The organism is Niallia nealsonii, from assembly GCF_002835805.1.
GTDB classification, from domain to species: Bacteria; Bacillota; Bacilli; order Bacillales; family Cytobacillaceae; genus Niallia; species Niallia nealsonii.
This window is the reverse complement of sequence record NZ_PISE01000031.1, coordinates 41,740-59,282: the sequence shown is the minus strand read 5'-3', so window position 1 is coordinate 59,282 and position 17,543 is coordinate 41,740. Positions and strand designations below refer to the sequence as shown.

Here is a 17,543-nt window from a genome sequence, read left to right as displayed (position 1 = left end):
TAGTGGATACAGCCTAGTTAATCAATCTTTAATTCTCACACATCAATCAATATTTGACAGATGGATAAAAACAGATGGTATAATATACCTAAAAAGGAGCCTCTAACAATGATTAACTATGGTGATATTATTTTTCAAACCTTTTTATTTATTATTGTGATTGCTGTCATTTTGGCCATTGTAGTCATTATTAAAAATGTAACAAATAAAAATGGATACAAACAATCTAAAGCCATAGAACATAAATTGGATCGAATTATTGATTTGCTTGAAAAAGATAAGCAGAATTAATCTGTTCGTATAATTATTTTTATTAAATGGAGGTGATTAGCATGGAGTATATTGGTTTTGCATTAGCTGCTGCTGCATTTGCTCTAACCGTTCATAATCAAAATGAAATTAAAAATTAAAAAGCGAGCTTGAATCATTAAAGAAAAAGTAATGCTAGAAGCGCTATTTTATAGAAGGATATATGAATTTATTTGATTGAAAGAACCCTCTAAGCAATATTTAAAGTGCACCTTTTTCTTTCCCTACATAAATTACAACTAGCTAAAAATTATGAATTTTCTCCTCTGCCTAAGCTTGACGGCCTCTGCATTACAGCATAGTAATCATTTAGTGCCTCTCCTTTTTTATCGTATAATCAAAGGGAGCGGAAAAAGTAGCTGACATTGAGTTTATCCATATAGAGGATGTAGTTGCTGCCTAATCCAAACCATTAATCCTGCGACTCATTATGATGAATATAAAGGTTGCACCTAATAAAAAATGCCCAACTCATTTTTTGAGAAGAGCTTTTTTCATAAATCCACCATCTTCTTTTTCAATAAACATTCCCTCTCTACAATCAAATACTGCATAAACCATAGGAATTTATTTTCCCCTACATTAGTTCACCTCCTTTTATAGATACAAACATGATCCTTAGAAAAGGTGAAAAATCCCTGTTCAGCTAATACTCACCTGAATTTATTCATTATTTTTTCTTTATTGCAAAATATTGAAAATTTTTATCATTCAAATGGTTATTTTGTAGTATAATAGTCCATGATCCTTATTACCCACATAAATACTATCACTAACGAGGGAGCAATTATGAGAAAAAGCATTAAAGTTAAAATGATTATCATCTTTTCTAGTATTATTTTGTTGTCTGGCCTATTAACTAGCTTTATATCTCTTCGTACTTCAACAGAAACTATCACTAGTTCATTAGGAGATCAGGCATTATCGATTTTGCAGCAAGCTGTAAAAGTAATGGATCCAAATAAATATGAAGAACTGACACTTGCATCAAGTGAAACAGACTATTATTATAAACTGCGGAAAACATTAAATGAAATTAGAGAAACGAATGGTTTAGTTTATTTATTTACAATGGACCGTCAAAAAAGCAGCAATGGTTATACGTATAGATACATAGTAGACGGTATGCCCTTGGATTCAGAAGATGCCTCTGCACTTGGAACAGTAGAAGACACTAACTATCCGCTGTTAGTTAAAGCCTTTGAGACAGGAAAACAGCAAGTCGGTCAAATGAGCTATTCAGATGAATATGGGGCATTAATTACAGCCTATATGCCAATAAAATCAAGTACTGGAGACGTCATTGGAGTGATAGGTGCTGACCTTGATGCTACAAAAGTTTATTCTTCCATGAAAAAAAATAAAATAGAATTACTGCTTATCACTTTATGTGTATTAATAATTAGTATAATTCTTATTTACTTTGCAACTATATCTATTATAAAACCTCTCCAAGTTTTAAGTAAAAATGTTGAATTAATTGGAAAAGGCGATTTAACTGTTTCTATTGAATCAAAAAGAAACGATGAAATCGGAAAACTGACCCATTCATTTAATCAAATGCTGCAAGATTTAAAAGCAATGATTTCCACTATCAACAATAATTCATCGCAAATAAATACAACAGCCGCAAAGCTGTTAATCCATGCAAATGAAACACAAGCAGCAAGTAATGAAATTGCCATAACGGTGGAACAAATCGCTTCTGATGTAGAAACACAGCATAAGAGTTTGGATGAAAGTGCACTAGTCCTTGGAGAAATGTCCATATGCATAAACAATGTTGCAGATAATTCTTCTATCGTATCAGAGCTTTCTGCCAACACACATGAAGAAGTAGAAGATGGCAATCAAAAAGTAGATAATTTAATCAAACAAATGGATACCATTAACCTTTCTGTAAAGGAATCAGCGAGTTCCATGCTGACTCTAAAATCACATTCACAGGAAATTGAATCCATCGTAAACATTATTCAAGAAATTTCATCTCAAACAAACTTGCTTGCACTAAATGCGGCTATTGAAGCTGCCCGTGCTGGCGAATCTGGAAAAGGATTTGCCGTTGTTGCAGATGAAGTGCGCAAACTAGCAGAGCAGTCTGAACAATCAACAATGAGTATTCGCTACATAATTGATCAAATTAACCAAGCTACTAATCAAACTGTTGATACGATGGAAGTTGTATCAAATCATGTAAAAAAAGGAATCCATTCAGTAGGAGAAACACAACATGTTTTCAGTAATATTTTTAAAGCGCTACAAGAGGTGAACACAAAGATTCAAGAAGTAACAGCATCAGCTGAAGAAATGTCTGCAGCGGCTGAAGAAATCACTGCATCTGCAAATGAGACAGCAAACATTGCCGAAAAAGCTGTAGCGGAAACAAAAAATACAGTACAAATCACCGCAAATCAAGAAGTGTTGATTACAGACATATCTCATTCCATTGAACAGCTTACTGTTATGGCTGCAGACATGAAGAAATTAACGGATAGATTCAAATTGTAAAGATACAGATCGTTGCTTCTCTCATTCATTCTTTATGCTTTCAACAAAACAAGATTAAAATGGCTGAGACCTTCTTCTATTCGGGAAAGCAGAGCATTAGCTGTAACCAGGGCTACATCCTGATAGCTAAAGACTTTTAAAAAAATTTACTATATAGGAGAAAGAAGTTAACTTATGATTATTCGAATTGAATTTTGTTATGAAGCCGATACAGAATATATGATTTGTCCTGCAAAAGTAGGAAAAAATATTCGCCAATTGCAACATGATTTTGATAAATGGCTTTATGATAAAAACAACAATCATCCTTATTGGGAAATAGTCCATGTGGACGAAGATGGCAATAAGAAGTATGGAGTTTATTTTAATGCAGAAGCGTTTGTATATTGGATGAATAATAGAAAGTTCAAAAAAGGCAAAAAAGTGGCAAGGTTAATAGAATCCCCCAATAAACCGCCTAAAAAAACAATCCGGTTCTAATGCAAAAGGGAAACTCTAAGTGATTCAGAGTTTCCCTTATTACTAAAAAATCAACCATTCTCTTTAACAAAACTCTAAAATAATGGAGATGAAATCAAAAATCATTTTTCAGATGACCTTTCAGTCCCGACTATGCTTTAATTGCTTAATGCTTCTTTAGAATCTCTCCATATGAAATCTGGAATCTCTTTTTGCAATGTCGGGATTACTTCTTCAGCAAAACGCTGTATTTGTTCTTTTTGTTCGTTTTCGCTTAATCCATCGACACTTATCCCTTGAACTTGGTGACCATAATACTTATGATAAAACAAAATTTTCTCAATAATCGATTCCGCAGATCCAACTAATGATGGGCCATTTTTCACATTGTCTTCTAAGTCTGTAAATGGAGAATTATTATGCTTAGAAGCATCTGTGTTGCTAAAAATCTCATAATAAGGCTGATATTTTTTTATAGCTTCTTCTTTTGTATTTGCGATATATAAGTTTCCTGCTCCCGATCCAATAACCGCCTGTTGTGGATTATGCCCATAATAAGCCAATCTTTCCTTATAATGATCAATTAACTCTTTATATTTAGTCATTGGATGAAAGACATTTGAAGAAAAAATAGGCTCCCCGTTTTTTGCGGCTAATTCTGTTGACATTTTGCTAGATGCACTGCCATGCCAAATTGGTATCACCTTCTGATATGGTCTTGGCTCTATAGTAACTTCTTGTAAAGGCGGACGATACTTTCCACTCCAACTTACACACTCTTCCTTCCATAATCTTTTTAAAAGCTCATATCGTTCAGCAAGAGATTCCCACTGTTCTTCCTCTGAAATGCCGAACAAAGGATAATGTCGTGGGTCATTCCCTTTTCCAATAATTAATTCCAATCTCCCTTCAGATAGATGATCCAAAGTAGCATAATCCTCTGCTACACGAACTGGATCTAACACACTCAAAACAGTTACGGTTGTCAGTAATCTGATTTTGGCGGTTTTGGCAGCTATCGCAGTCAGAACAACAGCTGGGGAGGAGGAAAGAAAGGGCCGGCCATGTCTTTCTCCGACTCCAAAACCATCAAACCCCTGCTGTTCTGCAAAAACAGCTTGATTAATTACTTGCTGAAATTTCTGCTGAGTAGTAAATGCCTCTTTCGTAATGGGATGAATATTGTTGCTCATAAGAGAAAATAATATAAATTTCATTTGCAGCCACCTCCTAAATTTGGTTCTTTGCTCCGCTTTTTAAATTAAAAAGCCATAACAGCTCCTTTTTAACCACACTAAAAAATATAGAAGCAGATTCCTAACCTCTACTTTTTCATTCCTCCTATAAATGTTTACGACTGCATCTTTTGCTAGTTATTAATTTGTAAGAAAAACATCATTAAAAAGAGGATATCCTTGTGAATCAAATGCCAGTCCTTCTACATTATTAGAAGCTGCCACCGTATATGGAAATACATATATAGGAATAAAATAAGCTTGATCGATTAACTTTTCTTGAACCTTTTTATATAAATCCACTCGTTTAGCTGTATCTGTTTCCAACTCACCTTGTTCTAGCCACTTATCAATTTCTTTATCTGCAAGTCTAGCTAAATTAGATCCCCCATTTTCAGGCAGTTTTTCTGAATGAAAGAACAAACGAAGCACATCAGGATCTCCAGCGACTCTACTATTGCCAATTACATCATAATCTTTTCCATTTTTCGTAATATTATAATAATCTGCAGTCGTAGTAATTTCTAATTGCACTCCTATTTCTTTTAATTGCTGTTGAATAATAGTGGCAATATCATGTCTTTTTTCTCTATTTACATTGCTGTCGATTAATCGAAGCACTAGTTCTTTTCCATCTTTTCCTCGTATTCCATCACTATTTTTCTTCCAACCAAGTCCTTCTAATAGTTCATTTGCATGAGCAATATCAAGTTTTCCCTTTCCTTCCAAATCTTTGTTATAACCTAATATAGTAGGTGTGATAACAGACCATGCTTGTTTATATGTGCCAAGATATAATGTTTGAACAATTTGCTCAACATCAATGGTCTCTTGCAATGCTTGTCTAGCTTCCAGCTGATTCCATGGTGCATTTTTTGGATTTAAAAATAAACCATAAGGCATTCCTGCTGTTTCTGTCTCGAAAATTTTTAAGTTTTTGCTGTTTTTAATCGATTGTACATCTTGTGGAGGTACAGTTTCTACTGCATTTATTTGATTGCTTTGTACACTTCCTATTCTTGTGGCCTCTTCTGGAATGATTTTATATACCAGCTTATCTAAATATGCTTTTCCGTCGTGTTTGGCAAATGGTGCTTTCCCCTTATAATCTTCAAATCTTTCCAAGACAATTTCATTATTTTCATCTAAACTCACAAACTTAAATGGTCCAGATCCCACAGGATGGGTTGCCAAAGATAGACCATACTTCTGGGCTGCTTGTTTGGAAACAATAGCAAGTTTCGGCTGGCTCAAATTACTTAAAAATGTGGCAGACGGTGAAGAAAAATGGAAAGTTATTGTATAGTCATCCACCACTTCTGATGATTGATAATTTTCGATCAATGCATATGCACTTGCAGCTTTCGTTTCAGGATTTACAATTCGGTCAAAATTATACTTCACAACCTCAGCATTCAGCTTGCTGCCATCCTGAAAAGTAACATCATCTCTTAATGTAAAAGTAAAGGTTTTCTGATCTTTGGAAACTTCCCATTTTGTTGCAAGCCATGGCTCTATTTTATTATCTGTTGTTTGATATACTAAATTTTCATAAATGCTATTATTGACTCTTGTGGATACTGCCATGCCGCTAGTATGAGGATCTAAACTGTCAGGAGATGTAGCTAATCCATAAATCAATTCTCCTCCTTGCTCGGGCTTCCCCTGTTTTTTGGCAGCTGTATTTTGGTTTGATGATTGGCACGCTGTTAAAAGCAGTACAACCGATAATAAATAAAATAAGATAGCTTTTTGCCGTACGATGGATGACATATTCTATTCTCCCCTTTTTGTAATGATTGTTAATGCCTTATATTTTCCTTCTCTTTATCGCGAGCCAATAAATGATAATGGCAAGCTACAAATCTATCTTTCTGTACCTCCTTTAATTCAGGCTCTTCTATGGCACATTGTTCTGTCGCAAAAGGGCATCTTGTTCTAAACCGACAGCCGGAAGGAGGATTAGCTGGTGAAGGGATTTCGCCCTCTACCTTTATTTTTGTTCTGGCGGATTCTTTTCCATTTGGGATTGAATCAATTAATCCTCTTGAATATGGATGTGCTGGATGTTGAAACAACTCCTCACTTGGTGCAATCTCCACAATTTTTCCTAAGTACATTACGCCAACTCTGTCGGAAATATGCTGAACTACTCCTAAATCATGACCAATAAACAAATAGGTTAAGCCCATGGTTTTTTGTAATTCTTGCAGTAAATTAATAATTTGTGCTTGAACGGAAACATCTAGAGCAGAAACTGCTTCATCTGCTAGAATAAACGAAGGATTAAGGGCGATAGCTCTGGCAATTCCAATTCTTTGCCTTTGCCCTCCTGAAAACTCATGGGGGTACCTTTCATACCATTCTGGTTTTAATCCGACCATTGTTAATAACCCTTCTACCTGCTCCTTTATTTCTTTTTTGGAAAGATTTAAATGCCATTTTAAAGGTTCTGCAATAATTTCTCCTATTTTCAGTCTGCCATTAACAGAACTGTATGGATCTTGAAAAATCATCTGCATTTCCTTGCGATACTTGCTCATCTTTCTATTAGAAAGTTCATCCAGCGAGGTTCCCTCATATAACACTTTCCCAGCCGTTATTTTTTCCAATTGCAGAATGGCTCTTCCTAATGTTGATTTTCCGCTGCCAGATTCCCCAACTAAGCCAAACGTCTCTCCTTTTTTTATGGAAAAAGAAACATTATCAACTGCTTTTACTTGTTTTCTAGAAAAGCGAATCCCTTTATCCAATGGGTAATATTTGCTGATATTTTGTATATCAAATAGTATTTCCTCAGGATCGCTTTTTGCATCTGTGTCTTGTAAATCAGTTTTTTGTTCTTCATTAAGAACGTTCCAATCTGGTCTTTTCACCAGCTCCTCTGAATAAAAGCATGCTGTTAAACGATGATTCACTTTTTCCAATTTTGGTTTTATGTTCTTGCATTTTTCTGTCGCAAAGGGGCATCTAGCATGAAAACGGCAGCCAGTCGGCAAATCATTTAAATTGGGAATGCTGCCATCAATTGAATAAAGTTTATTTTTTTTTGCTCCATTCATTTTAGGAATAGATTGCAGCAGGCCCCGTGTATAGGGATGATGAGGTGCATCAAATAGTTGGCTTGTGGAAGCATCTTCCACTACTTCCCCTGCATACATGACGATTATTCTATCTGCCAGCTCTGCAGCAATCCCTAAATCATGTGTAATTAGAAGTAGCCCCATATTATATTCATTTTTCAGTGAATTTAATAGCTCCATAATTTGCAATTGAATGGTGACATCTAGTGCGGTAGTTGGTTCATCCGCTATAAGCAAATCCGGTTCACAAGAAATAGCCATCGCAATCATTGCCCGTTGAAGCATTCCCCCAGAAAACTCATTTGGATACTGCTTCATGCGATGTTCCGGTTCGGAAATGCCAACTTTTCTAAGAAGCTCTATCCCTTTATTCCAAGCGTCCACCTTAGATGATTTTTGATGTTTTCTTATCATTTCCGTTATTTGAAAACCAATTGTAAAAACAGGATCAAATGCAGATAATGGTTCCTGAAAAATCATCGCAATTTTTTTGCCTCTAATATTTTGCAAGGAACTTTGATCAAGGAACGTGATATTTTTTCCTTGAAAATTTATCTCCCCTTTGGAAATGACTCCATTTTCATACTCAATTAAGCGCATAATTGCTTTAGAAGTTATCGTTTTTCCACTCCCTGATTCTCCAACTAAACAGACCGTTTCACCAGCTTTCATAGATAAATCCAAATTAGAAATAGCAGTAAGGGTTCCTTTTTTTGTTCGGAAATCTATAGTTAACTCTTTTATCTCTAACATTTAGACAGTTCCTCCTTTCTATCTGATTTTTTTCTTTGGATCTAAAAAGTCGCGAAAGCTGTCTCCAAGGATATTTGCTGACAGTACAAATAATGTTATTGCCAATCCTGGAAAAGTTGCAATCCACCATGCTGCAGATAAATAGCCTCTCCCTTGTGACAGCAATGTTCCCCAATCTGGAATCTCCTGTACAATTCCTAAACCTAAAAAACTCAAACCTGCTCCTAAAAGAATGGATGTTCCAAGCCCATTTGTTGCCATAACTAATAATGGCGAATAAGCATTTGGAAGAATATGCCTAAAAAACACCACGATACTGCTGACCCCAATTGATTTAGAAGCAATCACATAGTTTCTGTCTTTTAAACTAATAATTTGTCCTCTCATTAATCGAGCATATCCTGGCAATGCAGAAATAGTGATGGCAAGGATGATATTCATGAGACTTGGTCCTAAAGCAGCCGCAAACGCAAGTGCTAAAAGCATCCCTGGAATAGTCATTAAAATATCGATGACACGCATAAACAAAAGATCCACAATGCCTCCAATATAACCAGAAATGGAGCCAATCAGCATACCTAAAAGCGCTGCTAGAAATACAGATAAAAATCCAATGAATAGAGAAGTTCTGCTTCCATAAACAATCAAACTAAAGATATCGCGCCCAAAATAATCTGTTCCTAAAAAATGGCTGGCAGAAGGTGCTTGCATAATTGCATCTGAAAACATCTTAGTCGGAGCATATGGCGCTATCCATTGAGGAAATATCGCACAACTAATTAGAAAAAGGATCACTCCACTTGCTAGATAAAGAAAAGCATGTTCTGAATAAAAGATTCTTTTGTTCTTTTTGAACAATGGCATTTTTTTAAGTGGAGCCGCTACAAGCGTATCTTTCAAAATTACACCTCCTAAATTGATTTTCGAACACGGGGATCAATAAAAGAGTAAGAGATATCTACTATAAAATTGATCGAAATATATACAATCGCAGCAAAAAACACGACCCCTTGAACGACCGGCAAATCTTTTGCCGCTATAGCATCCGCTACAATTCTCCCGATGCCTTGTCTTGAAAAAACTGTTTCGATTACTACTGCCCCTCCCAATAAATCCCCTATCATAATTCCGATAATTGTAATAGAAGGAATTAATGCATTTCTTAATACATGTTTATACATAATAACCTTTTCAGCCAATCCCTTTGATCGCAAAGTTAGAATATACTGCTCGTTGATTACTTCTAGCATGCTATTTCTAACCATTCGGACAATAGCACCTGAGCCAACAAGACCTAAAGCTGCTGCAGGAAGAACCAATGTAATCCATCCATCAGATCCCATTGATGGAAACCAGCCTAAATGTACAGAAAAAACTAAAATTAATAAAATCCCTGACCAAAAGGTAGGCATAGAGATGCCAAACAATCCTATTAATCTAGCTATATAATCAATAATCGTATTATGGTGGATAGCCGAAAAAACACCCAAAGTAATTCCCACGACAACAGATATGCAAGCACTAACTAATGTCAAAGATAGCGTTGCAGGAAATTGTGTTAATATCTTGTCCAATACCGGTGCATTATTTACAATTGAATGACCAAAATCGCCATGTAGGAGGCTTGTTATATAGTGAAAAAATTGGGTATGAAAAGGCAAATCTAGTCCTAGCTCTTTTCGTAAATTCGCAGCCATCTCAGGTGTTGCGCCTGTTCCTTCCAGCATTTGGTCCACTGCATCTCCAGGAAGAAAATAGTTGATGACAAATACCAGAAATAATGATCCAAAAAGCACGATAACCGCAGCAATTAGTCTGTTTATTAGATACTTCCACATAACTTTTTCCCTTTAAAGTTCAATATAGGAAGTATTTGTTTTGCTATTTCGATTGTCAGGAACCAAAAGACCTAAATGCTCTCTTAAAGTATTTCCCGTATATTCTTTTTCATAGATGCCTCTATCCTGCAAAATAGGAACAACCCGCTCCACAAAATGCTCCAATTGATTTGGGATATCCGTATGAATAATAAATCCATCTGCCCCTTCACTTTCAAACCAGCTTTGAAGCTTATCTGCTACAATTGTTGGCGTCCCAATGAAGGTACTTTTCGGAACAGCAACTTGCTGTGCAACTTGGCGCAACGTCAAATTGTTTTCTTTCGCCATTTTTTTTATTTTATCTGTTGTACTTTGAAAAGCTTCTTTTCCTACATCCCCTATATCTGGAAAAGGACTATCTAATGGATAAGCACTAAAATCAAAATGGTCAAAAAATCTGCCAAGATACGTTATCGCATGATCAATAGGCACTAAACGGATAAAATCTTCATATATCTTTTGTGCTTCCTCGACAGAGTCTGCAATGATTGGGCTAATCCCTGGAAAAATCAACACATCATCTGCCTTTCTCCCATTATGTACTGCCTTGTCTTTTATATCCTTGTAAAATCCCCTTGCTTCCTCTAATGTGTCATGTCCCGTAAAAACAGCATCTGCTGACTCGGCCGCAAAGTTCCTTCCTGTTTCAGAAGAACCCGCTTGAAAAATTACTGGATAGCCTTGGTCTGATCTTTCTAAATTCAAAGGACCTTTTACAGAAAAGAATTCTCCTTTATGATTTAATGCATGCAGTTTTTTTGAATCAAAAAATTGTCCTGTTTCTTTATTGCGGATAAATGCACCATCTTCCCATGAATCCCACAATCCCTTCACGACCTCTAAGTGCTCTGCCGCTTTTTTATAGCGAGTTTGATGGGCAGGAAGTTCGTCCCCGTTAAAATTTTGTGCCGCTCCTGCTGATGGAGACGTCACCACATTCCAGCCCGCTCTTCCCAAACTGAGATGATCCAACGATAAAAATTGTCTTGCTACATTAAAAGGCTCACTATAGGAGGTGGATAAAGTTCCTACCAAACCTATTTTTTCTGTTGCTCCTGCGAGTGCAGTCAGCAATGTAATCGGTTCAAATCGGTTTAGAAAATGAGGCAAAGACTTTTCCGTAATGGACAGTCCATCTGCAATAAAAACAAAACTGAATTTGCCTTTTTCTGCAAGCTGTGCTCTTTCTTTGTAAAACGGTAAACTGACGCTCGCATCAGCTTGAACAGATGGATGGCGCCATCCATCTGTTGTACCTCCAATTCCATGAATAATAGCTCCAAATTTTATTTTTTTATGATTTGCCATTATATAGCCACCTTCCGAATAATTATTCTTCCCATCCATTTACTTTTATTTAGATAAAAAATTAAGCTAATGCTGCTTTTAATGCTTCCAAATCTACTTTAAAAACGGCTTGATATACTGCATCTTCTGCACTGCCATTGCTTACTTCCACTACTGGAACATAACGTATTCCGTATTTCACCTCTAAAACATCTCTTAATGAATCATTCTCTGTTACATCAATTGTTGAATACTCCAAATTATTCTCCGCTAAATAAGACTTTACTTCTTCACAATAACTGCATCCTTTTTTGCTCCATACCACTACTTTTTTCGCTTGACTCATTATATTCCCACTCCTTTGATTTTTGTTTTATCAATGATTCACAAATCCTGCACTTTCTTTCACCTAGCTTAATAGACTTATAAATTGAAATTCCGCTTGATACACTCGTCTATTGCATTTTAATCCACCTTTCAAAATTCCGCCTAAACCACTTGGATTAGTTAGTAATATAGATTATAATAAAACAAATAATCTAAAAAGTATAATTAGTAAAAATAAATCAATAATTTAATATTTTTAAATTATTGATTTCGGCAAACGCCCCTTTCACCGTTGCTTTCCTTGTTCGAAGATTTTATATATATTTAGCAACTAGCAACTTTAAAATTTTTAACTAAAAAGAATAAGAGGTGTCTAAATTGGAGATTCGTGCGATTCGAACATTTACTACGATTGTTAAATACGGAAATTTTCTTAAAGCTGCTGAGGCTTTAAACTATTCTCAGCCAACTATTACGCTGCATATTAAACATTTGGAAGAAGAAATAGGCGAAAAGCTTCTAGAGCGAGGAAAAATATTAAGAATGACCGAAGCTGGCCGGCTATTTTATGAAAGAGCAACCGATTTGCTGAGGGAATATGATCGTTTAGATAAAACTTTGGAAGATTTAGAAGGAGGCTCAGCAGGGTTAATCCGCATTGGTGTATCAGAACCTACAGCGAGTTTAGAATTCCCATCGATCATTGCCGATTTTGTCCAGGCACATCCTAAAGTGGAAATTTCTCTGCATATCGCAGATGCAAACACATTAAGCGGGATGCTTTTTCATGATCAAATTGATTTTGCGATTTGCGGAGCTCCAGAGGTTTCCATGGAAAACCTTTTTAAACCTTTGTATTATGACGATATTGTATTGCTTGTACCTAATTCACATCCTCTTTCAGAAAAAGCAATCGCAGAAATACATGATTTACGGAATGAAACAATCCTGTTCACTCCACACAATTGTCCTATTCGCATAAAAATAGAACAAATTATTGTGGAAACAATAGGATCCAATTATAAAAAATTAGAAATAAGCAACAGCATGGCACACAAGCATTTTGTTCAAGCTGGCTTAGGAGTTTCTCTTTTTACCCGTACTGCAAATTCCTTCGCTTTGCCTGGAACAAAAATTATGGAAATCAAAGGAATAGAGGCTGCGCCTGTAATTGGTCTTTTAAAGAAAAACAACACAATTTACGGAAAAGCTTCCACTCATTTATTAGAAATGATAGATACCTATTTTTCCGAAAAAAATGCGCTCAGCAAACAAGAAACTAGCATCTAAAAATAAGATCATTGGAAGTTTCCCAAAGGAGAAAATGGCTGCGGCTCTTTATTTAAAATCAAAACATGCAGCTAAACTGCTTATTAGCTGCATGTTTCGATTTATTCATTTTTGGTACATTTTTCCTCTCTAATCACGCATTGGCATCAGAACTATCCCTGTCTGACAATAGTTTTATGATGGCTTGTTCGGCTAGATCAGCAAAATAATAAGCAGCAGGCACTATTGCCTCTTCATTTAAGGTATACTTTGGATGATGAAGTCCATATTCTCCTGATACACCAACATTTACAAATGTCCCCCTTATTTTTTGCTGATAAAAAGCAAAATCTTCTCCCCCTGATGATGGTTCCACTTCTACTACCTGATAACCATTTTGTGCGGCAATATGTTTGGAAAATCTGGTCCATTCTGGATCATTTTCAACAGACGGAGGTCCTGGATGCCACTCTAGTATGCCCTTTGCTCCATACGTATCTGTTATTCCTTTTACTACCTTTTCAATTTTCCCTGGTATTGCTTCTCTAATTTCTTCCTTTAAGGTTCGTACTGTTCCCTCTAAATAAACCGTTTCCGGCAGAACATTCCACGTATTCCCACCATGGATTTGTGTCACACTTATCACAATACTTTCACTCGGTTTTATTGCTCTGCTTACGATTGTTTGCAATCTCGTAATAATTTCTGCTGCAATAACAATTGGATCTATGCCTTCATGTGGTCTTGCAGCATGACTTCCTTTTCCAGTTATTTTAATTTCAAAACGATCCACACCAGCTGTTAATACGCCCTCCTTTACTCCAAGTACACCCACTTTACTATGAGGATCATTATGAAGCCCAAAGATAGCCTGCACATCATTTAATCCACTTGTAGCAAGAATAGATTTCGCACCATGTCCTGTTTCCTCTGCTGGCTGAAAAATAATCCTTACCGTCCCCTTTAATCTGCTTTGTCTATTTTTTAATAAATAGGCTGCTCCAATGATGACCGCCGTATGAAAATCATGTCCGCAAGCATGCATCACACCAGCAACATTGGATTGAAAGGGACTTATCGCCTCTTCTTGAATAGGCAGCGCGTCAATATCGGCACGAATCGCTATGATTGGACCCGCTGATTCTCCAATAATCTCCCCAATAACGCCTGTTTTTAAAGGAAGATCCAATATAGAAATTCCAGCGTTTTCTAGCCATTTTTTAATTTTATTTGTTGTTTTCACTTCTTCATTTGATAATTCAGGTTCCGCATGTAAATTCCTTCTCACCTCTATTAAACTTTTTTTTAACTCACTTTTATTTTCTGTAATAGTATGTAATTCCATTTCGCTCATCCTTTCTCCATCTTTAAAAAAAATATCCTTCAAAATTTCATGCATTAATTTTTTATTCTGAATATATATCTGTTGGGACAAATGTTTTATATTAAATGGAACGCATTTTATTTAAATTTTTCTCCTTCCTTCCATTTTTATAAAACCAACTATTTTAATAGAAATAGTTAACTTTATCATAAACCAAAAAGAGGATGAAGTATAATTAGAAATGATAAAGTCCCTGTTTATTATTTTTAATAAAGAGCCAAACCTCACTTGGCATATTCTTAATAGATCCTTTATGAAAACAATTTGTTCATTAGTGAACAAATCAATTAAAATTGTTCATTATATTTATTAAATAAAAAAAGAGCAGGAAAAGTGGTTCTGTATTCAGCAGCATATTTATATCAAGTAGGGTTAATAAACTTATGTAATCCTCCTCGCCTTCTTAAGGTGCACTTTTTCTACACACAAAAGAACCCCACTCTAAAAAAGAGCAGGGCTTTTGTGTTTCTTCATGATGTTGTACAACTAGTTTATTACCATCCCATATATTTTATGCAAAGAACTTAGCGAATGTATTAAGTCCTACAGCACTATCAACAGATAAATCATTATTTTTTTTGAGAATTTTTTAAAAAAGCTTACTGTAAACGATAACGATTAGATTTTATTATAAATTATCAATCGTTATTCAAAATTCAGACAGTCTTCATCTATAACGACCGCAATTCCTTTTGCCACTCACCCTTAAAACTTTAACAGTTATTACTCACCGTAAGCTCTTTTAGTTTTTAAACTTTGACCTACTTTCTTGTAAACTCTCTGCTATCTTACTGCTTCGATTGCCCCATTTAAAGCAAATAAATTAGTTTGATCAGCAATACCGTTTATGACAGCTGTTATGCTTCCAATCTCTTTTAAACTTTCTTCTAATAATTTAAGAACGTCTGAAGTTGTACGCACTAATTTTCCAATTTAATCCATTATACATAATTGCACAGTGGTCTTCATTGTTGTTAACATATCCATAAATACTGATATATCAACATTTCCAGACATTTACAAAGAGTAATAAATACTACTCTGACATAAATAACTTAATAAACTTTCCACCTACAAAAAATTGCTAGGTAGTATCCATGTATGAATGTTTTTCTACTTTCATGTAAAAAATAAATATACTTTCCTAGTTACGAAAGGGTGAATTGTTTGAATAAAGATCAGGTAAAAAGTTTAAACCAGCTTGAAAATATACAAGAAAATCTTGCAAATAAATGGGATCATTATTGGTCAACATACTCTAATATTGATACCTGGCAATTTTGGATTAATCTTTTATTTTTTATAGTTCCACTAAGCATTCTTTATTTTAAAATAGATAAAAAGAAAGCATTCCATTTAGGATTCTATGGTTATAGTATTCATATGTTATCAACATATATTGACGGGTATGCAACCAGACATGGATTCTGGGAATATCCATATAAGTTAACCTCTATACTCTCAATCAATCTTGTACTGGATAGTTCATTAATCCCTATAGTGTATATATTTGTTTATCAATGGACACTCAATCATAAAAAAAATTATTATATCTATGCAATATTAGCAAGTATCTTTTTTGCTTTCATATTTAAACCTATACTTGCATTACATAATCTTATTAGATTATCCAATGGAGCAAATTACTTTCATCTTTTCTTTTCTTATGTTTCAGTATCTTTAATTGCAAAATGGATTACTAATTTGTTTTTTCATTTTGAGAAGAAAAATAAAAAAGCATAGGTACACTAATAAATTATTATAAAGAAAAGCAGTAAAAGCACTTGATTATTTCGAGTGCTTCTGTTTCCGATATTCTTTCATCACTTTTTCTTCTTCGATGAATCCCTGCATTTTGATGTTGATACCTTTCTCGCCAGACATACTTTGCAAATTCACCATACATACTATTACATAGTAGTCTTCATTTATGATAAACCCCTCTCTTATGCTAAATGAATAAAACATCTGCCAACTAGCAGCTGTTTCACACGAAAAGAATCCATTCATATTATAAGCTCAGCAAATAAACATAACACCTTATGTAGCAGATTTATAGTATTAGATGACTCTTAAAAGCTTACGTCTTATTTTCTTGTAAAATCGATATCCATACCTTATAAAATCTAAGGCCTTAAAAGGAATCTTCATTGGAAACTTATATAAGGTTTTTTTGTACAGTTTATAATAAGCTTTAACGAAATCTTCCCATTTTTCATCTTTGCCCTCTTTATAAAAGTCAGAGACATCCACAACATATCCTCTGCCATCTTTCATCATGACATTTTTACCGTGAATATCATAAGGGTTTAAACCACATTTCCTAGCATAATCTAAAGCCTTATTTATATCATCAATCACTTTTTCTGGAATTCTAATCCCTTTCGCAAAGGCATTATACAAGGTAATTCCCTCTAATCTTTTTAAAATAAGGTAGTTGGTGCCTTGATGAACTAAATAAGAATAGGCAGGATGTTTCCCTATTCGTCTATAGATTTCCGCTTCTTTTTCTAAATTTTCTACTCCCACTGCATTTATTTTCACTACAAGATTAGAATCCGTATCATGCATAAATACAGCTGCATAATTCCCTGCACCAACACAAGTCCATCCAGCAGGCGTATTTTTTACAACGATTGGATCATGCGCTTTTTTGCTCTCTAATATCACTTTTTTTAATAATTCATTTTCAATTAAGTGAATAAAATCATTTTTCATTTTACCCCTCCGCTACTAGCTATTTTATCATTTTTTTCTTAGCGCACCCTTAATTTTTCAATATTAAATTTCTTGCAGAAAATGCGGTGATCTGCTTATTAACAGAGTAGAATTAACTACAAAAATAATAAAATGGGAAAATGATCTTTTATCTATTGCTAATGAGAGAAATATAAGAAAAACGAAATGGCCCAATTAATTGAAGGAATAACTAGAGAGTTTTTCTCCTGATGTCCTATTCCCTGCACCAGCTCCCTCCATTTAAGCCTGTTTGATTAAAGACAGAAATAGTTTATTTACTTTTATTCACTAAAAAGCCGCAGAAATCTGT

Annotated in this window: 14 protein-coding genes and 1 pseudogene; 5 read left to right on the top strand and 10 right to left on the bottom strand. The window is 34.9% G+C overall.

Going from position 1 to position 17,543, the window contains the following annotated elements; genetic code table 11:
• Window positions 1-108: 108 nt before the first annotated feature.
• The 3 genes from CWS01_RS14425 (at window position 109) to CWS01_RS14415 (ending at window position 3,297) form a co-directional block, all read left to right on the top strand.
• Window positions 109-291 (top strand): DUF4083 family protein, encoded by a 183-nt coding sequence (locus CWS01_RS14425; protein ID WP_157827662.1) that lies wholly within the window; start codon window positions 109-111, stop codon window positions 289-291.
• Between the two features lie 807 nt (window positions 292-1,098).
• Window positions 1,099-2,817 (top strand): methyl-accepting chemotaxis protein, encoded by a 1,719-nt coding sequence (locus CWS01_RS14420; protein ID WP_168714404.1) that lies wholly within the window; start codon window positions 1,099-1,101, stop codon window positions 2,815-2,817.
• Window positions 2,818-2,991: 174 nt separating this feature from the next.
• Window positions 2,992-3,297 carry a hypothetical protein gene (locus CWS01_RS14415; RefSeq protein ID WP_101177892.1) on the top strand — a complete coding sequence of 102 codons (306 nt, stop codon included), beginning with the start codon at window positions 2,992-2,994 and terminating at the stop codon, window positions 3,295-3,297.
• Between the two features lie 137 nt (window positions 3,298-3,434).
• Here the strand turns inward: CWS01_RS14415 and CWS01_RS14410 are convergent, their stop codons facing one another.
• From CWS01_RS14410 to CWS01_RS14380, 7 genes are all read right to left on the bottom strand, one after another.
• On the bottom strand, window positions 3,435-4,493 hold the full coding sequence (locus tag CWS01_RS14410) for an LLM class flavin-dependent oxidoreductase (RefSeq protein WP_101177891.1): 1,059 nt from the start codon (window positions 4,491-4,493) through the stop codon (window positions 3,435-3,437).
• 159 nt (window positions 4,494-4,652) lie between these two features.
• Window positions 4,653-6,284, bottom strand: coding sequence for an ABC transporter substrate-binding protein (locus CWS01_RS14405; protein WP_101177890.1), 1,632 nt, complete (start codon window positions 6,282-6,284; stop codon window positions 4,653-4,655).
• Window positions 6,285-6,313: 29 nt separating this feature from the next.
• Window positions 6,314-8,347 carry an ABC transporter ATP-binding protein gene (locus CWS01_RS14400; RefSeq protein WP_101177889.1) on the bottom strand — a complete coding sequence of 678 codons (2,034 nt, stop codon included), beginning with the start codon at window positions 8,345-8,347 and terminating at the stop codon, window positions 6,314-6,316.
• A gap of 18 nt (window positions 8,348-8,365) precedes the next feature.
• Window positions 8,366-9,247, bottom strand: a complete 882-nt coding sequence (locus CWS01_RS14395; protein WP_407938570.1) for an ABC transporter permease — start codon at window positions 9,245-9,247, stop codon at window positions 8,366-8,368.
• A gap of 11 nt (window positions 9,248-9,258) precedes the next feature.
• Window positions 9,259-10,185: an ABC transporter permease gene (locus CWS01_RS14390; RefSeq protein ID WP_101177888.1), complete on the bottom strand. Its 927-nt coding sequence runs from the start codon at window positions 10,183-10,185 to the stop codon at window positions 9,259-9,261.
• 12 nt (window positions 10,186-10,197) lie between these two features.
• Window positions 10,198-11,535 carry an LLM class flavin-dependent oxidoreductase gene (locus tag CWS01_RS14385; protein ID WP_101177887.1) on the bottom strand — a complete coding sequence of 446 codons (1,338 nt, stop codon included), beginning with the start codon at window positions 11,533-11,535 and terminating at the stop codon, window positions 10,198-10,200.
• A 61-nt stretch (window positions 11,536-11,596) separates the two neighbouring features.
• Window positions 11,597-11,860 (bottom strand): glutaredoxin family protein, encoded by a 264-nt coding sequence (locus CWS01_RS14380; RefSeq protein ID WP_101177886.1) that lies wholly within the window; start codon window positions 11,858-11,860, stop codon window positions 11,597-11,599.
• A gap of 359 nt (window positions 11,861-12,219) precedes the next feature.
• Between CWS01_RS14380 and CWS01_RS14375 the strand changes: the two genes are divergently transcribed.
• The gene (locus tag CWS01_RS14375; RefSeq protein ID WP_101177885.1) at window positions 12,220-13,131 is read left to right on the top strand and encodes a LysR family transcriptional regulator; all 912 of its coding nucleotides are present in this window, start codon (window positions 12,220-12,222) and stop codon (window positions 13,129-13,131) included.
• A gap of 133 nt (window positions 13,132-13,264) precedes the next feature.
• On the opposite strand, the gene CWS01_RS14370 is transcribed toward CWS01_RS14375, so the two are convergent.
• Complete coding sequence (locus tag CWS01_RS14370) at window positions 13,265-14,464, bottom strand: amidohydrolase (protein ID WP_101178029.1); 1,200 nt, start codon at window positions 14,462-14,464, stop codon at window positions 13,265-13,267.
• An 816-nt stretch (window positions 14,465-15,280) separates the two neighbouring features.
• Window positions 15,281-15,427, bottom strand: a pseudogene (locus tag CWS01_RS22810) (methyl-accepting chemotaxis protein); the annotation flags it as partial.
• A 234-nt stretch (window positions 15,428-15,661) separates the two neighbouring features.
• Here CWS01_RS22810 and CWS01_RS14360 point away from each other — a divergent pair.
• Window positions 15,662-16,237, top strand: coding sequence for a CBO0543 family protein (locus CWS01_RS14360; protein WP_101177883.1), 576 nt, complete (start codon window positions 15,662-15,664; stop codon window positions 16,235-16,237).
• 318 nt (window positions 16,238-16,555) lie between these two features.
• On the opposite strand, the gene CWS01_RS14350 is transcribed toward CWS01_RS14360, so the two are convergent.
• On the bottom strand, window positions 16,556-17,212 hold the full coding sequence (locus CWS01_RS14350; protein WP_101177881.1) for a serine/threonine-protein kinase: 657 nt from the start codon (window positions 17,210-17,212) through the stop codon (window positions 16,556-16,558).
• Window positions 17,213-17,543: the final 331 nt, after the last annotated feature.